The sequence below is a fragment of the Plantibacter sp. MDV22-iso1 genome (assembly GCF_058408345.1).
In genome coordinates this window covers 103367-122595 of the sequence record NZ_JBZVDY010000003.1, presented here as the reverse complement: position 1 = coordinate 122595, position 19229 = coordinate 103367, and the positions used below count along the sequence as shown (strand labels likewise).

At 70.2% G+C, this 19229-nt stretch carries 15 protein-coding genes; 13 read left to right on the top strand and 2 right to left on the bottom strand.

What is annotated here, in order from left to right; genetic code table 11:
* Positions 1-18: 18 nt before the first annotated feature.
* From AC4PMY_RS15445 to AC4PMY_RS15410, 8 genes are all read left to right on the top strand, one after another.
* Positions 19-1617 carry an SDR family oxidoreductase gene (locus AC4PMY_RS15445; RefSeq protein ID WP_491623140.1) on the top strand — a complete coding sequence of 533 codons (1599 nt, stop codon included), beginning with the start codon at positions 19-21 and terminating at the stop codon, positions 1615-1617.
* A 9-nt stretch (positions 1618-1626) separates the two neighbouring features.
* Complete coding sequence (locus AC4PMY_RS15440) at positions 1627-2625, top strand: malate dehydrogenase (RefSeq protein WP_491623139.1); 999 nt, start codon at positions 1627-1629, stop codon at positions 2623-2625.
* 82 nt (positions 2626-2707) lie between these two features.
* Positions 2708-2932, top strand: a complete 225-nt coding sequence (locus AC4PMY_RS15435) for a heavy-metal-associated domain-containing protein (protein ID WP_071262335.1) — start codon at positions 2708-2710, stop codon at positions 2930-2932.
* Positions 2932-5226 (top strand): heavy metal translocating P-type ATPase, encoded by a 2295-nt coding sequence (locus tag AC4PMY_RS15430; RefSeq protein ID WP_491623138.1) that lies wholly within the window; start codon positions 2932-2934, stop codon positions 5224-5226. Before AC4PMY_RS15435 ends, AC4PMY_RS15430 begins: the two co-directional genes overlap by 1 nt.
* Before the next feature lie 75 nt (positions 5227-5301).
* Positions 5302-6582 (top strand): GAF domain-containing protein, encoded by a 1281-nt coding sequence (locus AC4PMY_RS15425; protein WP_491623137.1) that lies wholly within the window; start codon positions 5302-5304, stop codon positions 6580-6582.
* A gap of 114 nt (positions 6583-6696) precedes the next feature.
* Complete coding sequence (gene exaC / locus AC4PMY_RS15420) at positions 6697-8220, top strand: acetaldehyde dehydrogenase ExaC (protein ID WP_491623136.1); 1524 nt, start codon at positions 6697-6699, stop codon at positions 8218-8220.
* Between the two features lie 103 nt (positions 8221-8323).
* The gene (locus AC4PMY_RS15415; protein ID WP_491623135.1) at positions 8324-8716 is read left to right on the top strand and encodes a DUF779 domain-containing protein; all 393 of its coding nucleotides are present in this window, start codon (positions 8324-8326) and stop codon (positions 8714-8716) included.
* A 165-nt stretch (positions 8717-8881) separates the two neighbouring features.
* Positions 8882-11065 carry a DEAD/DEAH box helicase gene (locus AC4PMY_RS15410; protein WP_491623134.1) on the top strand — a complete coding sequence of 728 codons (2184 nt, stop codon included), beginning with the start codon at positions 8882-8884 and terminating at the stop codon, positions 11063-11065.
* A 57-nt stretch (positions 11066-11122) separates the two neighbouring features.
* Here the strand turns inward: AC4PMY_RS15410 and AC4PMY_RS15405 are convergent, their stop codons facing one another.
* Positions 11123-11389: a mycoredoxin gene (locus AC4PMY_RS15405; RefSeq protein ID WP_064294490.1), complete on the bottom strand. Its 267-nt coding sequence runs from the start codon at positions 11387-11389 to the stop codon at positions 11123-11125.
* Positions 11390-11535: 146 nt separating this feature from the next.
* Between AC4PMY_RS15405 and AC4PMY_RS15400 the strand changes: the two genes are divergently transcribed.
* The gene (locus AC4PMY_RS15400) at positions 11536-12564 is read left to right on the top strand and encodes a 6-phosphofructokinase (protein ID WP_064294489.1); all 1029 of its coding nucleotides are present in this window, start codon (positions 11536-11538) and stop codon (positions 12562-12564) included.
* A 60-nt stretch (positions 12565-12624) separates the two neighbouring features.
* Here the strand turns inward: AC4PMY_RS15400 and AC4PMY_RS15395 are convergent, their stop codons facing one another.
* Positions 12625-14727: a S9 family peptidase gene (locus AC4PMY_RS15395; protein ID WP_491623133.1), complete on the bottom strand. Its 2103-nt coding sequence runs from the start codon at positions 14725-14727 to the stop codon at positions 12625-12627.
* A 76-nt stretch (positions 14728-14803) separates the two neighbouring features.
* Between AC4PMY_RS15395 and AC4PMY_RS15390 the strand changes: the two genes are divergently transcribed.
* From AC4PMY_RS15390 to AC4PMY_RS15375, 4 genes are all read left to right on the top strand, one after another.
* A complete protein-coding gene (locus tag AC4PMY_RS15390) occupies positions 14804-15643 on the top strand; it encodes an aldo/keto reductase (RefSeq protein WP_064294487.1) in 840 nt (279 codons plus the stop codon).
* A gap of 53 nt (positions 15644-15696) precedes the next feature.
* Positions 15697-17541 carry a DUF2207 domain-containing protein gene (locus AC4PMY_RS15385; RefSeq protein WP_491623132.1) on the top strand — a complete coding sequence of 615 codons (1845 nt, stop codon included), beginning with the start codon at positions 15697-15699 and terminating at the stop codon, positions 17539-17541.
* Between the two features lie 144 nt (positions 17542-17685).
* Positions 17686-18864 carry an inorganic phosphate transporter gene (locus AC4PMY_RS15380; RefSeq protein WP_064294486.1) on the top strand — a complete coding sequence of 393 codons (1179 nt, stop codon included), beginning with the start codon at positions 17686-17688 and terminating at the stop codon, positions 18862-18864.
* On the top strand, positions 18861-19196 hold the full coding sequence (locus tag AC4PMY_RS15375; RefSeq protein WP_064294485.1) for a hypothetical protein: 336 nt from the start codon (positions 18861-18863) through the stop codon (positions 19194-19196). The genes AC4PMY_RS15380 and AC4PMY_RS15375 overlap by 4 nt, the downstream gene beginning before the upstream one ends.
* Positions 19197-19229 lie beyond the last annotated feature (33 nt).

Genomic DNA, 19229 nt, shown 5'->3' with positions numbered 1-19229 from the left:
GGTCGTAACGTTGCATCCATGACCGAATCATCGACTCCGAAGCGCGTACTCGTCACGGGTGCCACCGGCTACATCGGCGGGCGGCTCGTGCCGCGATTGCTGGAGGCCGGGTACACGGTGCGGGTGCTCGTGCGCTCGCCGCAGAAGCTCACCGACGTACCCTGGCGCGAGCAGGTGGAGGTCGTCGAGGGTGATCTCGGGGACGCCGCGCGGGTCGCGTCGGCCTGCGAGGACGTCGACGTCGTCTACTACCTCGTGCACTCCATGGGCGGCAAGGGCGACTTCGAGCAGACGGAGCTCGCCGCCGCCGAGCACGTCGCCGCCGGCGCTGCGGCGGCCGGGGTCTCGCGCATCGTCTACCTCGGTGGCCTGCACCCCGAGGGCGTCGAGCTGTCGAAGCACCTGCGGTCCCGCACCGAGGTCGGGCGGATCCTGCTCGCCTCGGGCGTTCCGACGATCGTCCTGCAGGCCGGTGTGGTCATCGGCTCCGGATCGACCTCGTTCGAGATGATCCGCCATCTCACGGACATCCTGCCGTACATGCCGGCGCCGCGCTGGGTCCGGAACTTCATCCAGCCGATCGCGGTCCGTGACGTCCTGCACTACCTGCTCGCGGGCGCCGAGGTCGACCGCGACGTGAACCGCGCCTTCGACATCGGTGGCCCCGACGTCCTCCGGTACGGACAGATGATGAACGGCTACGCGGTCGAGGCCGGCCTCTCGCAGCGCCCGATCGCGCCGCTCCCGGTCCTCACCCCGTGGTTGGCCTCGCAGTGGGTGAACCTCGTGACGCCGATCCCGCGCCGGCTCGCGTCGCCGATCATCGAGTCGCTGCTCGTCGACTGCGTCATGGGCGATCACGACATCGACGCGGTCATCCCGCCGCCGGAGGGCGGTCTGACGGGGTACCGACGCGCGGTGCGCCTCGCACTGCAGCGCATGCGGGACGGTGAGGTCGAGACCTCCTGGCGGAACGCGACCGTCGACGGCGCGCCGAGCGACCCGCTGCCGAGCGACCCCGACTGGGCCGGACACACCGTCTACATCGATCTCAAGGAACGGAAGACCTCCGCGAGCGCCGACCGCCTCTTCTCGGTGATCGAGTCCATCGGCGGCGAGAACGGGTGGTACTCCTTCCCGCTGGCGTGGGCGATCCGTGGCTGGATGGACAAGCTCGTCGGTGGTGTCGGCCTCCGACGTGGTCGCGACGATCCGCAGCACCTCAGCGTGGGGGACGCCCTCGACTTCTGGCGGGTGGAGTACCTCGAACGCGGTCGGATGCTTCGCCTGCGCGCCGAGATGCGCGTGCCCGGACTCGCGTGGCTGGAGATGAGCGCGACCCCGGTCGGCGACGGCTCGGTCTACCGGCAGCGCGCGGTCTTCTTCCCGAAGGGGCTCGGCGGACGCCTGTACTGGTTCGCGATCCTGCCGTTCCACGGGGTCATCTTCAACGGGATGGCGAACCGCATCACGGAGGCGGCCGTAGCACTGCCGTCCGAGACCTCGGCCCAACGGAAGAACCGCGTCGGTCCGGTGTCGCCGGAGGAGCACAAGGCGGTCGACTCCGCCGAGGCGGACATGCAGGCCTCACGACCCACGCCGGAGGTCGCGGAGTAGCGTGGCCGTATGAGCGAACCCACCGTCGTCACCGTCACCGGAGCCGGAGGCCAGATCGGCTACTCCCTGCTCTTCCGCATCGCGTCGGGTCAGCTGCTGGGGCCCGACCGGCCCGTCGTCCTGCGCCTGCTCGAGATCCCGCAGGGTCTCGGAGCGGCCGAGGGGACGGCATTGGAACTGCAGGACTGCGCGTTCCCGCTCCTGGCCGGGGTGGAGGCGACGACCGAGCTGTCGCGCGCCTTCGACGGGGTGGACGTCGCGCTGCTCGTCGGTGCCCGTCCCCGTGGTCCGGGCATGGAGCGAGCCGACCTCCTCGCGGCCAACGGCGGGATCTTCGCACCGCAGGGCGCGGCGATCGGAGCCGGTGCGTCCGACGACGTGCGCGTCCTGGTGGTCGGCAACCCGGCCAACACGAACGCACTCATCGCCCAGTCGGCCGCCGCCGGGGTGCCGGCCGGACGGTTCACCGCCCTGACCCGACTCGACCACAACCGTGCCGTCGCGCAGTTGGCCGCCAAGACCGGCGCACCCGTGTCCGAGATCGACGGCGTCGTGATCTGGGGCAACCACTCGGCGACCCAGGTGCCGGACCTCTCCCACGCGACGGTCGGTGGTCGTCCGGCCCTCGAACTCGTCGACGAGGAGTGGATCGCCGACGAGTTCATGCCACGGGTGGCGAAGCGCGGTGCGGAGATCATCGCGGTCCGGGGCTCGTCGTCCGCCGCCTCGGCCGCTGCCGCCGCCATCGACCACGTGCACGACTGGGTGAACGGCACGGCGACCCCGGGCCGGCCGGAGCGCTGGACCTCCGTGGCGCTCCCATCGGAGGGCTGGTACGGCGTACCGGAGGGGCTCGTGAGTTCGTTCCCGGCCCGCTCGGTCGACGGACGCTGGGAGGTGGTCGAGGGGCTCGACATCGCACCCGTCTGGCAGCGGCGCATCGACGCTTCCGTGGTGGAACTCGAGGAGGAGCGGGCGGCGGTGCGGGCGCTCGGCCTGCTCGGCTGATCAGGCGATCGCGTCCCGCAAACGGTTGCATGGGGTACCCCCTGGGGGTATAGTGAAGGCTCCGATTCACTGAGGAGGACGCATGTCCGAGACCACCGCAACCACCACCTACCGCGTCGACGGCATGACCTGCGCGCACTGCGTGTCCGCTGTCACGACCGAGCTCTCCGCGCTCTCCGGTGTGGACGGGGTCGCCGTGGATCTCGACGCGGGGACGGTCACGGTCTCGGGTACCTCCTCGACGGACGAGGCCGCCATCGGTGCCGGCGTCCAGGAGGCCGGCTACACGCTCGTGGGTCGTCGCTGATGAGCGCGCCACTCATCCAGCTCGACCTCGACATCGAGGGCATGACCTGCGCGAGTTGCGTGGCACGCGTCGAGAAGCGGCTGACCGCGCTCGACGGTGTCGAGGCGCAGGTCAACCTCGCGACCGAACGGGCGACGGTGACCGCACCCTCCACCGTCACCGCGGACGAGCTGATCGCGGCCGTCTCGAAGGCCGGCTACACGGCGACGGTGCGTCCGCCCGCTGACGAACGCGCCGCAGTGAACCGGGAGCAGACTCCGACGTCGGGAACGACGCCCGACCCCTCGGCGACCGTGACGACGCTCCGCACCCGCCTCGTCGTCAGCGCGGTGCTGGCGCTGCCCGTCGTGCTGCTCGCGATGATCCCCGCCTGGCAGTTCGACCACTGGCAGTGGCTCTCGCTGACCCTCGCGACGCCGGTCGTCTTCTGGGGTGGGTACCCGTTCCACCGGGCGACGTTCGCGACGCTGCGGCACGGCTCGGTAACGATGGACACCCTCATCACGCTCGGGACGGGGGCAGCGTACCTGTGGTCCGTCTGGGCGCTCTTCTTCGGCATGGCCGGGATGACGGGCATGCGGCACGAGTTCACCTTCTTCGCACCCGACGCCGACCCGTCGAGCGCGCTGTACCTCGAGGTGGCCGCCGGCGTGACCGTCTTCCTGCTCGCCGGTCGCCTCATCGAGCAGCGGTCGAAGCGTGCCGCCGGCGAGGCACTCCGCGACCTCATGACGCTGGGCGCCTCGGAGGTATCCGTGCTCCGGCACCGTGCGCCGGACCCCACCGACCTCATGGCGCCCACCCGCACCGAGGAACGGATCCCGATCGGGCAGCTGCTCGTCGGAGACCACTTCCTCGTGCGTCCTGGTGAGTCCGTCGCCACCGACGGGGTCGTCGTCGAGGGGGCGGCGAGTGTCGACGAGAGTCTTGTGACAGGGGAGTCCGTCCCGGTCGAGCTCGTAGCCGGCTCGCGGGTCATCGGTGGCACGATCGCGCGCGGCGGCAGTCTCGTCGTGCGGGCGACGGCCGTCGGCGCCGAGACGCAGCTGGCGCGCATGGCGCAAGCGGTCGAGGCGGCGCAGCTCGGGAAGAGCCGGGTCCAACGGCTCGCCGACCGCGTCTCGAGCGTGTTCGTCCCGGTCGTGCTGGTGATCGCCCTCGGCACCGCCATCGTGTGGGCGCTCACCGGCTCGACCATGGAGGCGGCGTTCACCGCCGCGGTCGCCGTCCTCATCATCGCCTGCCCGTGCGCACTGGGGCTCGCGACCCCGGTGGCCCTCCTCGTCGGGACGGGACGCGGTGCGCAGCTCGGCATCCTCATCGCCGGACCGGAGGCGCTCGAGCAGGCGAGCGGGATCGACCGCATCCTGCTCGACAAGACGGGGACCGTCACGTCCGGGCGGATGAGCGTCACGGAGGTCTGGGCGGCCGGTGCGACGGACGAGGTGCTCGCCCTCGGCGCGGCGCTCGAGGCGGCCTCCGAGCACCCCATCGCCGAGGCGATCGTCGCGGAAGCGACCCGCCGCGACGCACCGCGTCCGGTGGTCTCGGACTTCGCGAGCCTCGAGGGTCTCGGCGTCACCGGCACGATCGACGGCGGAACCGTGCTGGCCGGACGTCCCGCCTTCGCGGAGGACCAGGGCTTCCGCATCGGACCGGACGCGGCGAGCGCCCTGGCTTCCGCCGCGGAGCGTGCGAGTACCGTGGTGGTCGTCGCCTGGGACGGCGAGGTCCGCGGCGTCGTCGAGGTCGCCGACACGGTGAAGCCGGAGGCCCGCGCCGCCATCGGACGCGCCGTGTCCCTGGGTATGACACCCGTGCTCCTCACCGGCGACAACGCGGCCGTTGCAGCGCGGGTCGCGGCCGAGGTCGGGATCACCGAGGTGATCGCTGACGCGAGCCCCGCCGACAAGGTCGCCGCCGTCGAACGGCTTCAGTCGGCCGGTCACCGCGTCGCCATGGTCGGCGACGGGGTGAACGACGCCGCGGCGATCGCCACGGCCGATCTCGGGATCGCCATGGGGACGGGCACGGATGCGGCCAAGGGTGCAGCCGACCTCAGCATCGTCTCCGGTTCCCTCGCCACGGCGATCGACGCCGTGCGGCTCTCCCGACGGACTTTCGGGATCATCCGCGGCAACATGTTCTGGGCGTTCGCGTACAACGTGGCGGCGATCCCGCTCGCCGCGCTCGGCCTCCTCAACCCGATGATCGCGGGTGCGGCGATGGCGTTCTCCAGCGTGTTCGTCGTGCTCAACAGCCTGCGTCTCCGCCGGTTCCGTCCGGCCGCCTGAGGTTACCCGTCGACCGACGGGCTGTGGCGGATACACTGTCCGCAGAACCGGTCGACGTGGATGGGTGGTGGTGAGGTGTCCAGTCCGTGGCTGGCGGCCCCGGCGCGTGCCGAAGCGCAGCGTGGACTCGTCCGACGGCTCGTCCGCGAGTCGTGGGAACGGTCGATGGGCCGTCATCTCGATCCGGACAACCTCATGCCGGAGCTCGCCTTCGACGAGGACGAGTTGCGCGACCACCGCCTCGGACACCCGCTCGCCGGCGTCCTCCCGGTGATCACCAAGCTGCTGGTCAACGACGCGGACGACGACTCCGGCATGCTCGTCGCGGTGGGCGACGCCATGGGGAGACTGCTCTGGGTGGACGGCGACCGTCATCTGCGGCGACGGGCGGAGGGCATGCTCTTCGTCGAGGGTGCCGGGTGGTCGGAGCGGGAGGTGGGGACGAGCGCGCCGGGCACCGCGCTCGAACTCGACCACGGCATCCAGATCCACGCGGCCGAGCACTTCAACCGCCTCGTGCACCCGTGGAGTTGCACGGCGGTCCCGGTGCACGATCCCGAGACCCGGCAGATCATCGGCGTGATCGACATCACCGGTGGCCCGCAGGCGGTCGCCTCGCATGCGCTGCCACTGATGGAGGCGACCGCGGCCGCCGTCGAGTCCGAGATCATGGTGCAGCGGCTGCGCGCGGTAGCCGACCGTCGGTTCGCCGGTCGCGCACACACGGACACACCCCGCCGGACGACCGCGGTGCGGCCCGGCCTGCAGGTGCTCGGTCGTGACACCGGCCTGCTGATCGGACACGGGGCGAGCCGCCCGACCGAGCTCAGCCGACGGCACGCCGAAATCCTGACGCTGCTGGCCTGGCACCACCAGGGCCTCACCGCCGACGCGCTCGCCGGGCTGCTCTACGACGGGGACGAGGCGGCGGTCACCCTCCGGGCGGAGCTCGTCCGGCTGCGGAAGGTGCTCGGCGGGACCGCACCGACACTCGTGCCGGCCTCGCGGCCGTACCGGCTCACCACCCCGCTCCAGCTCGACGCCCACCAGGTGCTGTCCCTCCTCGACCGCGGCGCCCACCGCGCAGCACTCGCCGCGTACCCGGGTCCGCTCCTGCCGGACTCCACCGCCCCCGGTGTCGTCGACCTCCGCGAGCGGGTCGCGACGCGCCTTCGCGAGGCGATGCTGACCGACGCCTCGGCGGACCTGCTGCACGACTACATCCGGACCGCGGCCGCGCCCGACGACGTCGAGGTCCTGCACGCCTGCCTCCGACTGCTGCCGCCGCGGTCACCGAAGCGCGCCGGCCTCGTCGCCCGCATCGAGGCGATCGACGCCGAGCTCTCGGCGTCCTGACGGCCGATCCGGTCCACGGACCTCGTCGCAACCTCCTGCAACCTCCCGCCGACTAGCGTCGACGGCACGCACCTGAGCGGTGCGACACCGACAACGTCGTCGACAAGGAGTGACATGACCGTCTACGCCAACCCGGGTACCGAAGGTGCCGTGTTCAGCTACGCCCCCCGCTACGACCACTTCATCGGGGGCGAGTACGTCCCGCCCGCGAACGGCCAGTACTTCGAGAACCAGACCCCGGTCACCGGAGCCGTGTTCACCGAGATCGCCCGAGGCACCGCGGCCGACGTGGACCGAGCGGTCGAGGCGGGATGGAAGGCGTTCCCCGCCTGGTCGAAGACGAGCGTCGCCGAGCGCGCGGTGATCCTGGGCCGCATCGCCGACCGCATGGAGGAACACCTCGAGGAGATCGCTGTCGCCGAGAGCTGGGAGAACGGCAAGCCGGTCCGCGAGACCCTGGCCGCCGACATCCCCTTGGCCATCGATCACTTCCGCTACTTCGCGGGGGCGATCCGCGCCCAGGAGGGCGGCATCTCGGAACTCGACCACGACACGGTCGCCTACCACTTCCACGAACCGCTCGGCGTCGTCGGACAGATCATCCCCTGGAACTTCCCGATCCTCATGGCCGTGTGGAAGCTCGCACCGGCGCTCGCCGCAGGCAACTGCGTCGTGCTGAAGCCGGCCGAGCAGACCCCGGCGTCGATCCACCTCATCGTCGACCTCGTGAAGGATCTGCTGCCGGCCGGCGTGCTCAACGTCGTCAACGGCTTCGGCATCGAGGCCGGGGCCCCACTGGCCTCCCACCCGCGGATCCGGAAGATCGCGTTCACCGGCGAGACGACGACCGGGCGCCTGATCATGCAGTACGCGAGCGAGAACCTCATCCCGGTGACGCTGGAGCTCGGCGGCAAGAGCCCGAACGTGTTCTTCGAGGACGTGGCCCGCGAGCACGACCAGTACTACGAGAAGGCGCAGGAGGGATTCAGCATGTTCGCCCTGAACCAGGGCGAGGTCTGCACCTGCCCGAGTCGGGCGCTCGTCCAACGGTCCATCTACGACGGCTTCGTGGGCGACGCGCTGACCCGCATCGGCAGGATCAAGCAGGGCAACCCGCTCGACACGGACACGATGATCGGTGCCCAGGCGTCGAACGACCAGCTCGAGAAGATCCTCTCCTACATGGACATCGGCAGACAGGGCGGCGCGAAGCTGCTCATCGGCGGCGAGCGAGCCGACCTCGGCGGTGAGTTGAGCGGCGGGTTCTACGTCCAGCCGACCGTCTTCGAGGGGACGAACGACATGCGGATCTTCCAGGAGGAGATCTTCGGGCCCGTGCTCGCGCTCACGAGCTTCGCGGACTACGACGAGGCGATCTCCATCGCGAACGACACCCTCTACGGTCTCGGCGCCGGGGTGTGGAGCCGTGAGGCGACGACGCTGTACCGGGCCGGGCGGGCGATCGAGGCGGGACGCGTCTGGTCGAACACCTACCACCAGTACCCGGCGCACGCGGCGTTCGGCGGGTACAAGCAGTCGGGCATCGGCCGGGAGAACCACAAGATGATGCTCGACCACTACCAGCAGACGAAGAACCTGCTCGTGAGCTACGCGGAGGGGCCGATGGGCTTCTTCTGATCGACATCCCCGGTCCCTGAGCCTGTCGAAGGGCGCCCATCGACAGGCTCGGGGACCGGCGGAGGGGCAGGGCCGGGCACACGACACGACGAAGGAGGACACCATGACCGGACGGGTCGACGTCACCGACGCTGCGGCCGCACTGGTGCGGGAGATGACCGCGCTGCACGGACCGCTCATGTTCCATCAGTCCGGCGGCTGCTGCGACGGGAGTTCGCCCATGTGCTACCCCGTCGGGATGTTCCGTACGGGCGCGGTCGACGTGCTCCTCGACACGCTCGACGTGCCCGGGCTCGACGCGCCCGTCGAGGTCTACATGTCGCGTTCCCAGTTCGAGTACTGGAAGTACACGCACCTGACGATCGACGTGGTGCAGGGGCGCGGCAGCGGGTTCAGCGTCGAGGCCCCGACGGGGCAGCGGTTCCTCATCCGTTCGCGCATGCTCGACGACGCCGAACTGGAGCGGTTCGGGCTCGTCCACAGCGCGCCGGACTGAGCGCTCGCGACCGATGCGGCCGATGGCGTAGACTGGGCACACGCCCGTCGGGCGCCCGTGTCGGTCTCGTGCAACGCTCTGTTGCTCCACGACGACCAGTCGGGCCCGGCGCCCGTCTCTTCCGGCCCCTCGGCCGATGAGGCTCTTCGACTGCTCAGGAGGAGCATGCCGCACACCGGCCAGCAACGCCGTTCCCAGGGGCGTTCCAGCACCCGTTCATCTGGCCGCTCGAACCCCAGAGGGTCCTCGTCGCGTCACGACGACGACGCGCCGATCATCCCCATCCTCGCCCGCAAGGTGCGCGAGGTCGAGGCGAAGGCGCAGAAGGGCAAGGTCGGGCCGACCAACCGGACCAAGTACCAGGTCATCGCCTTCCTCGTCCGCGAGGAACGCGCCAGGGTCAAGGCCGACACGACGTACAGTGACGCCACGCGGGCCGAGCTCCTGAAGCGCCTCGACGGTGTGGCGACCATCCTCGCCAAGACGGCGGCGCGCGACACCTCGCTCATCCAGCTCCTCGAGGCCGATGCGGCGACGAGCCCCGTCGCGCAGCGGCTCCGGCGCGACTGGCTCCTCGAGTCGGGCGCCGAACTCAGCGCCGACGAACTCATCATCACCGTCGAGAAGCCCGTCGTGGAGTCCGTCGTCCCGGCCGAGCTCGCCGAGAAGCAGGTCATCCCGCAGTCGGTCAAGGCACGTCAGTTGGCCAATCCGTTCCTCGCCCCGGACTTCAGCCAGGCGGCACCGCAGCCGACCGTGCGTCGACGACTCGACAGCTGGGAGCTCATGGGCCCCCTCTACAAGGCGTTCGAGCTCGGTTCCGGCGGGGGAGCGGCCTCGATGAACCTGCCAGAGGCCCCGAAGCTCGACCGGCTCTCGCCGCGCGGCCTCGAGATCATGAAGCACCAGGCGCGCTTCGTCGAGAGCGTCCGTGAAGGACACCGTTCGTTCCTGCTCGCCGACGAGCCTGGCCTCGGCAAGACCGCACAGTCGGTCCTCGCCGCCTCGGTCGCCGAGGCGTACCCGCTCCTCGTCATCGTCCCGAACGTCGTCAAGATGAACTGGGCGCGCGAGGTCGAGCGCTGGACGCCGCACCGACGCGCCACGGTCATCCACGGCGACGGCCAGGCGCTGGACGCCTTCGCCGACGTCATCATCGTGAACTACGAGGTCCTCGACCGCCACCTCGCCTGGCTCGGGACGCTCGGCTTCCGCGGCATGGTGGTCGACGAGGCGCACTTCATCAAGAACCTCCACTCCCAGCGTTCGCAGCACGTGCTGTCACTCGCGAACCGGATCCGGAAGGCGACGCCCGGCCAGGATCCGCTGCTGCTCGCGCTGACGGGTACGCCGCTGATCAACGACGTCGAGGACTTCAACGCCATCTGGCAGTTCCTCGGCTGGATCAAGGACGGCAAGCCGACCGCCGAACTCATGGAGCGGCTCGAGGACACCGGCCTGACCCCGGCCGAGCACGCCTTCTACGCCGCCGCGCGGTCCGCCGTCATCGACATGGGCATCGTGCGCCGCAAGAAGCTCGACGTCGCCAAGGACCTGCCCGCCAAGCGCGTCGCCGACCTCCCGGTCGAGCTCGACGACGAGGCGATCCGGTCCATCCGCGACGCCGAGGCCGAGCTCGGGCAACGGCTCAAGTCCCGCTACGTGCGGGTCCTGGAGTCGCGTGGTGAGCGCGTCGACGCGCTGCACGAGCCGAACACCGACCTCATGCGCATGGTCGCCCAGGCCGAGCTCGACGAGTCCAAGGCCGCCGGTGGCACGGAGAACGTGTTCACCATGATCCGCAAGATCGGTCAGGCCAAGGCCGTCCTCGCCGCCGACTACACGGCGCAGCTCGCGAGGTCCGTGGGCAAGGTCGTGTTCTTCGCGAAGCACATCGACGTCATGAACGCGGCCGAGCAGCTGTTCGCGGGTCGCGGCTTGAAGACGGTGTCGCTCCGCGGCGACCAGACCGCGCAGGCGCGTCAGACCGCGATCGACGCGTTCAACACCGATCCGGAGGTCGCGGTCGCGGTCTGTTCGCTCACCGCCGCGGGCGTCGGCGTCAACCTGCAGGCCGCGTCGAACGTCGTGCTCGCAGAGTTGTCCTGGACGGCCGCCGAGCAGACCCAGGCGATCGACCGCGTGCACCGCATCGGTCAGGAGGAGCCGGTCACCGCCTGGCGGATCATCGCCGCGCACACGATCGACGCGAAGGTCGCGGAACTCATCGACAGCAAGCAGGGCCTGGCCGCTCGCGCGCTCGACGGCAGCGACCAGGACGTCGCATCGGTCGACTCGGTGCAGCTGAACGCCCTCGTCCACCTGCTCCGCGAGGCGCTTGGGGCCTGACGACCGATACGTCCGGCCGGATGACCACGGGTCGCCCGGCCGGACGTCGTCGGCGGGTCAGACGCCGAGAGCCGCCTTCACCTGCGCGAGCGACGGGTTCGTCGCGGTCGAGCGGTCGGGGAAGATCACCGTCGGGACCGTCTGGTTGCCGCCGTTCAGCGAGGCGACGAGGTCGGCGGTGCCCGGGACCTGCTCGATGTCGACCTCGGTGAACGGGATGCCGGCTGCGGACAGCTGGTGCTTCAGTCGGGCGCAGTACCCGCACCAGGTCGTGGAGAACATCGTGATGCCGCCATCGGCGGGCAGGTAGTCGTCGGCACTCATCCCAGCAGCCTAACCCCGGTGGACGAGGCACCGACCCCCTGGGCCGGAGGACCACCGGCGCCGGATGAAGCACCGTCGGCGAGACGGTATTGTCGGGGATGACTCCCGGCACCTGAGGTGCCCCGATCCCCATGAGGACTGTTGATATGAGAATTGGTGTGCTCACGAGCGGCGGCGACTGCCCCGGCCTGAACGCGGTCATCCGAGGAGCGGTCCTCAAGGGGACGAAGATCCACAACCAGGAGTTCATCGGCATCCGCGACGGGTGGCGAGGTGTCGTCGAGGGCCTGACGATGCCGCTCGACCGCCACAGTGTGCGCGGTCTCGCCAAGCAGGGTGGCACCATCCTCGGCACGAGCCGGACCAACCCGTTCGAAGGACCCCACGGCGGCCCGGAGAACGTCCAGCACACCATGGACCGGCTCGGCATCGACGCGCTCATCGCCATCGGCGGCGAGGGCACGCTCGCCGCGGCGAAGCGTCTGACCGACGCCGGCCTCAAGATCGTCGGCGTCCCCAAGACGATCGACAACGACCTCGACGCCACCGACTACTCCTTCGGCTTCGACACCGCCGTCGAGATCGCGACCGAGGCCATCGACCGCCTTCGGACGACCGGCGAGTCGCACAAGCGGTGCATGGTCATCGAGGTCATGGGCCGGCACGTCGGCTGGATCGCTCTGCACGCCGGTATGGCGGCGGGTGCCCACGCCATCCTCATCCCGGAACAGCCGCAGTCGATCGAGCAGATCTGCGAGTGGGCGGACAGCGTCTACCAGCGCGGTCGCGCCCCGATCATCGTCGTGTCCGAGGGCTTCACGCTCGACACCATGGAGACCGCGCACTCCGAGAAGGGACTCGACGCGTTCAACCGTCCCCGTCTCGGCGGCATCGCCGACGTGCTGGCACCCGAGATCGAGCGCCGCACGGGCATCGAGTCGCGCGCGACCGTGCTCGGCCACCTGCAGCGCGGTGGCGTCCCGAGCGCCTACGACCGCGTGCTCGCCACCCGCCTCGGCATGGCCGCCATCGACTCCGTCATGGCCGGCGATTGGGGCACGATGATCGCCCTCCGAGGCACCGAACTCGTCAACTGCCGCTTCGAAGAGGCGCTCGGCAAGCTGAAGACCGTGCCGCAGGAGCGCTACGACGAAGCGGCGATCCTCTTCGGCTAGACACCCGCCGCACCGACGACGCCCCTGCTCCCGACGGAGCAGGGGCGTCGTCGCTTCGGATCAGGCCGGATCGGTGTCCGTGAGTCCGAGCACGTCGAGCAGCCAGGCGAGCTCCTCGGCGCGCTCGCGCCACGCGTTGTACCGACCGCTCACCCCACCGTGCCCGGCGCTCATCTCGATCTTCATCAGTGCCGGCGCTCCGGCGTCCCGCAGGCGGGCCACCCACTTCGCGGGTTCCACGTACAGGACGCGGGTGTCGTTGAGACTCGTCGTCGCGAGGATGCGCGGGTAGCGCTTCTCCGGGTCGACGTTCTCGTAGGGACTGTAGGCCTTCATGTACGCGTAGACCTCGGGGTCGTGGAGCGGATCGCCCCACTCGTCCCATTCGATGACCGTCAGGGGGAGCGACGGGTCGAGGATACTCGTCAGCGCGTCGACGAACGGGACGCCGGCGAGGATGCCCGCGAAGCGGTCGGGAGCACGGTTCGCCACGGCGCCCATGAGGAGGCCGCCGGCGCTGCCGCCCTCGGCGACGAGGCGGGCAGGCGTCGTCCAGCCCTCGCGGATGAGGTGGTCGGCCACGTCGACGAAGTCGCTGAAGCTGTTCTGCTTGTGGAGCTTCTTGCCGTCCTCGTACCAGTGGCGCCCGAGTTCACCGCCGCCGCGCACATGGGCGATCGCGAAGGTCACGCCGCGGTCGAGCATCGACAGTCTCGCGATCGAGAAGGACGGGTCCATGCTGGCCTCGTACGAGCCGTACCCGTAGAGGTGGAGCGGCCCGGGCCCCTCGACACCGACCCGGCGCACGATGGAGATCGGTACCCGGGTCCCGTCCACGGCCGTCGCCCACTCCCGGAACTGCTCGTAATCCGCCGGGTCGTAGTCGCCGAGGACCGGCTGCTGCTTGCGCACGAAGCGTTCGCCGGACCGGAGGTCGAGTTCGAGCACGGTGGACGGCGTCACGAGGGACCCGTATCCGAACCGGAGCATCGGTTGAGCCCATTCACCGTTGCCGTGCCAGCCGACGGTGGACAGCGGTTCGTCGAAGGCGATCTCGTCGATGTCGCCACTCGTCGGGTCGAGCAGGCCGATGCGGGTCAGGCCGTCGCGCCGGTAGGAGACGGTGGTCACGGCCTCGAACGCCTCGACGTCCTCGAGCCGGCGCTCGCTGCTGCGCGCGACGACGACCCGCGCCGTGCCGAGCGGATCCGACAGCGGCACCTCCACGAGCTCGAAGTCCGGCGCGTCCCGGTTGTGCAGGATGAGCAACCGGTCTGCGCCGTCGGCCACCCGGTGTTCGACGCTGTACTCGACGCCGTCGGTCCGCGGCCAGACGATCCGCGCCTCCTCGGACAGTGCGTCGGCGGGGACGAGTCGGGTCTCGCTCGTGACCGAGGAGCCTGCCTCGATCAGGAGCAGCGCGCGGCTGCGGGTGAATCCGGCGCCGACCCAGAACCGCTCGTCGGGCTCGTGGAAGAGGACCGTGTCGTCGTCCTGGGATGTCCCCACCCGGTGCAGGTGCACGGTGTCGGGGCGCCAGCTCTCGTCGACCGTCGTGTAGACGATGGCGGTGCCGTCGGGGGAGAACTCCGCCCCGCCCGCGGTCCCGAGGAGCTCGTCGTCGAGGTCGACGCCACTCGCGAGGTCCCGGACACGGACGGTGTACCGCTCGTCGCCTTCGACGTCGACGCCGTAGAGCAGTCGCGTGCCGTCGTCCGACACGTCGAAGCTGCCGAGGGAGAAGAACTCGTGGCCCTCCGCCTCGACGTTGGCGTCGAGGATGATCTCCTCGCCGGGGGCCGCGCCGCCCTCGGGCAGGGTCGGCGGCGTCCAGTCCTCCGGGTCGGCGACCGGGATGCGGCACTGGATGCCGTACTGGCGGCCTTCGACACTGCGGCCGTAGTACCACCATGCACCGGACCGGGTCGGGACCGAGAGGTCGGTCTCTAGCGTGCGACGCTTGATCTCCTGGAAGATGCGCTCGCGCAGTCCGGCCAGATGCGCCGTCTCCTGTTCGGTGTAGGCGTTCTCCGCCTCCAGGTGCGCGATCACCTCAGGCGACTCCTTCTCGCGGAGCCACTCGTACGGGTCGACCACGGTGTCGCCGTGGTGGGTGCGTTCGGTCGGTCGGGTCTGGGCACGGGGGGCAGAGAGCTTCGCCATGGTCCAACGCTAGTCGAGGCGCGCCCTCCCAGCCCGCTCGGAGCCATCCGAGGGCCGCCGGGTCTAGCGTGGGGTGATGACGACCATCCCAACATTCGCGCTCAACGACGGTTCGAGCGTCCCCGCGATCGGTTTCGGCACGTACCCCCTGCGGGGCCGCGAGGGCACCGACGCCACGCTGTCCGCCATCGATGCGGGCTATCGACTGATCGACACCGCCGTCAACTACCGCAACGAGGACGCCGTCGGCGCAGCGGTCCGCGAGACCGACGTGTCCCGCGACGAACTCGTCGTCGCGACGAAGCTGCCCGGCCGCGACCACGGTTTCGAGGAGACCATCACCTCGTGCCGCGGATCCCTGGCCTCGCTCGGCCTCGACCACATCGACCTGTACCTCATCCACTGGCCGAACCCCTCCGTCGGCCGCTTCGTCGAGTCGTGGAAGGCCATGATCCAGCTGCAGCGCGAGGGCCTCGTCCGCAGCATCGGCGTCTCGAACTTCACCGAGGAGTTCCTGACCCGCCTCGCCGACGAGACGGGTGTGCTGCCGGCCGTCAACCAGGTCGAGTTGCACCCGTACTTCCCCCAGGAGGAACTCCTCGCGTTCCACCGCGAACACGGTGTCCTGACCGAGGCCTGGAGCCCGCTCGGCAAGGCGCAGGCACCGTTCGCCGAGGAGCCCGTCGCAGCGGCCGCCGCGGCGCACGACGTCTCGCCGGCGCAGGTCGTCCTCCGCTGGCACCACCAGCGCGGCGTGCTCCCCATCCCGAAGTCCGCGTCCCCGGAACGCCAGCGCACGAACATCGACGTCTTCGACTTCGCACTCAGCGACACCGAGGTGCAGGCGATCACCGCACTCGGGCGGACCGACGGCAGGCTCTTCGACGGAGACCCCAACACCCACGAGGAGATGTGAGTCCCGGCGGGCGCGTCCGCGCGCCCGCCGGCACCCCTCCTAGACTTGGCCGGGTGAAGCCCAGACGTCGTCGCCTGTCCCCGGTCCGTGCCCACGCGTCGCGGGTGCTCCTCGTCGCCCTCGCCCTGGCGGTGGGTGCACCGCTCGTCGCGACCCTCGCGAGCACGCCGCCCGCCGCGGCCGACGCTCGGACCGACGTGTCCGACTTCACCTTCTCGTCCTTCGACGGCGACTACACCCTGAGCCGTGGCGGCGACGGTCAGGCCGAGCTGCGCGCGGTCGAGACCTTCGTCGCGGAGTTCCCCGAGTCCGACCAGAACAAGGGCATCATCCGAGCGATCCCCGACGAGTTCGACCGGGCACCACTGCACACGGAGATCGTCTCGGTGACCGACGCCGACGGTGCGCCCGTGGAGTGGGAGACCGACCGCGACGGCGACTTCCTCGAGCTGTCGCTCGGAACGGACGACTACGTGCGCGGCACGCAGAGCTACGTGATCACCTACACGCAGCGCGGCGTCGTCGGCGCCTATCGCGACACACGCTCCGACGAGTTCTACTGGGACGCGCCAGGGACCGGTTGGGACCAGCCGTTCGCCGACGCCAGCATGACGGTGCGGGTCGCCCCCGACATCGCTGACGCGCTCACCGGTGACGGCGCCTGCTACCGCGGGGATCCGGACGACAGCTCGCCGTGCGACCTCTCCCAGGCGGAGGACGCCGATGGCGACGTCTTCACGACCGCCTCCGTCCCGCTGCAGGCCCGCCAGACGCTGACGGTCGCGATCGGGTTCGAACCGGGCACCTTCGTCCAACCGCCCCGCCCCGGCGAGGCACCGGTCTTCTCCATCGTCCCGATCGTCCTCGGCGCGCTGTCGGCCGCGGGGCTCGGAGCACTCCTGTGGATCCGACTGCGCTTCTGGCGTGACCACCCCGGTCGTGGCGTCATCGTGCCGCAGTACTCCGTCCCGAAGCAGATGAACCTCCTGCTGGCGGGCGACCTCGCCGGACGCGCCTCCTCGTCGATGGCAGCCGAGATCGTCAGCCTCGCCGTCCGCGGCAAGCTCCGGATCGTGGACGGACCGGGCAAGAAGGACTACTCCCTGCAGTACCTCGACGACAGCGCGACGGATGAGCAGGAGCGGCGCGTGCTCGCCGCGCTCTTCCCCGACCGGAACCGACCGCGGGAGATGAAGCAGGTCGACCCGGCGCTCGGCAAGGCGGTCACCGCGGAACTCGCGGCCGCCAAGCGGAACGCCCTCGACCTCGGCCTCCGACGCTCGGTCTCCTCCGGGCGGGCGTGGATCATCGTGGGGGCGCTCGCCGTCCTCGGCGTCGCCGGGATCGTCTTCTTCGGGGTCGCCTACTCCCAGCGAGCGGACAACGGCTGGTCGGTCACCGCGCTCTTCGTGACCGGGATCGCGCTGCTCGCCGGGATCGTGTTGGCCATCGCGCCGAAACCGCTCACCGCCACCGGTGCCGATGCGCGGGACGAGTTGCTCGGCCTCCGCGACTACCTCGCGCTGGCGGAGCAGGACCGCTTCCGCATGTTGCAGAGCCCCGACGGTGCCGAACGGGTGGACCTCGGCGACCCCGGCCAGCTCGTCCGGGTCACCGAACGGCTCCTGCCCTTCGCCGTGCTCTGGGGCGTGGAGCGCGAGTGGGCGAAGGAGCTGGGCATCCGCTACGAGCAGGCCGGGAGCGCGCCGTCGTGGTACGCCTCGAACACCCCGTTCCAGGCGGCGATGTTCGCGAACGCGTTCTCCGGCTTCTCCGGATCGGCCTCGAGTACGTCGGCGTCCTGGTCCACCAGCGGGGGAGCGAGCTCGTCCGGCGGCTCGACGGGCGGCGGCTTCGCGGGCGGCGGCGGAGGCGGCGGAGGCGGCGGCGGGCGCTGATCGGCGTCGAGTTGACCTCGACCGGGCAGGGTGTAAGGATCGTGTACGGCGGGTGAACCGCCCGTATCCAGCACGTGAATTCCCCCCAAACACCTCGTCGGGGAGCACTGTGTCCGTATTCGCTCCGCCTCGAGAAAGACACCAGTGGAACTCGTTACCCTGACTGTCGTGCTGGTCATCGCACTGGCCCTGTTCTTCGACTTCACGAACGGGTTCCACGACACGGCGAACGCCATGGCGACCCCGATCGCCACGGGCGCCCTCAAGCCGAAGACCGCCGTCCTGCTCGCCGCGATCCTCAACCTCGTCGGTGCGTTCCTGTCCACGGAGGTCGCGAAGACCATCTCGGGCGGGCTCATCCGGGAGGGCGAGGGCGGCATCCGGATCGGACCGGAGCTGATCTTCGCCGGACTCATCGGCGCGATCGTCTGGAACATGCTGACCTGGCTCCTCGGTCTGCCGTCGTCCTCCAGCCACGCCCTGTTCGGCGGCCTCATCGGCGCGGCGATCGTCGGCGCCGGCTTCGGCTCGATCGACTTCGGTGTGGTCCTCTCCAAGGTCATCCTCCCGGCGTTGATCGCCCCCGTCACGGCGGGCGTGGTCGCCTATTCGGCGACGAAGCTCGCCTACCGGATCACGCGGCGCTACGACGGTAAACCCGACGGCCGCGACGGGTTCCGGTACGCGCAGATCTTCTCCTCGTCCCTCGTCGCCCTCGCGCACGGTACGAACGACGCACAGAAGACCATGGGCGTCATCACCCTCACCTTCATCGCGGTCGGCGTGCAGGCGGTCGGCACCGGCCCCGAGCTCTGGGTCATCGTCGTCTGCGCCCTCGCCATCGCGCTCGGCACCTACATGGGCGGCTGGCGGATCATCAAGACCATCGGCACCGGGCTCACCGACGTCAAGCCGGCACAGGGCTTCGCGGCCGAGACGAGCACCGCCGCCACGATCCTCGCGTCGAGCCACCTCGGCTTCGCCCTCTCCACCACGCAGGTCGCCTCCGGGTCCGTCATCGGCTCCGGCCTCGGGCGACGCGGATCGAAGGTCCGCTGGGGGACCGCCGGGCGGATCGCCCTCGGTTGGTTGATGACCCTTCCCGCGGCCGGCATCGTCGGAGCACTCGCCGCCGCCGTCGCCCACCTCGGTCTCGTCGGCATCATCATCGACGCCGTGGTGGGGGTCGGCGTCATCCTCACCATCTTCCTCATCTCGCGCCGGAACCAGGTCGACCACAGCAACGTCGTCAGTGAGGTCGCCGACTCCGGTCGCGCGGTCAAGATCAAGCGCAACCCCAAGCCCAAGAAGGTGAAGAAGTGATCGACTGGGCAGCATTCCTGATCGTCTTCGCGACGTCGCTCGTCGGCGCGACCGCGATCGTCAGCCTGTACTCCCTCGGGCTCCGGCTCCTGACCACCGCCGGGCGCGTGCCCGTGGTGGCGCCGGCCGAGTTCACCGACGCGATCACGGTCATCACGCCGGAGGAGGCCGCGAAGGCCGCGAAGCGCGCTGCGAAGGCCGCTCGGAAGAACCCGTTGACCCCAGCCCAGCAGAACCTGGCCCGCGCCGGTGCCTACGCCTGCTTCGCCCTGTGTGCGGGGGCGGTCCTCTTCGGCATCTACCTGATCGTGCCCTTCTTCCACCAGGGCTGACCCCGCGGATTCGCCAGCGCACCGCGCTGACGC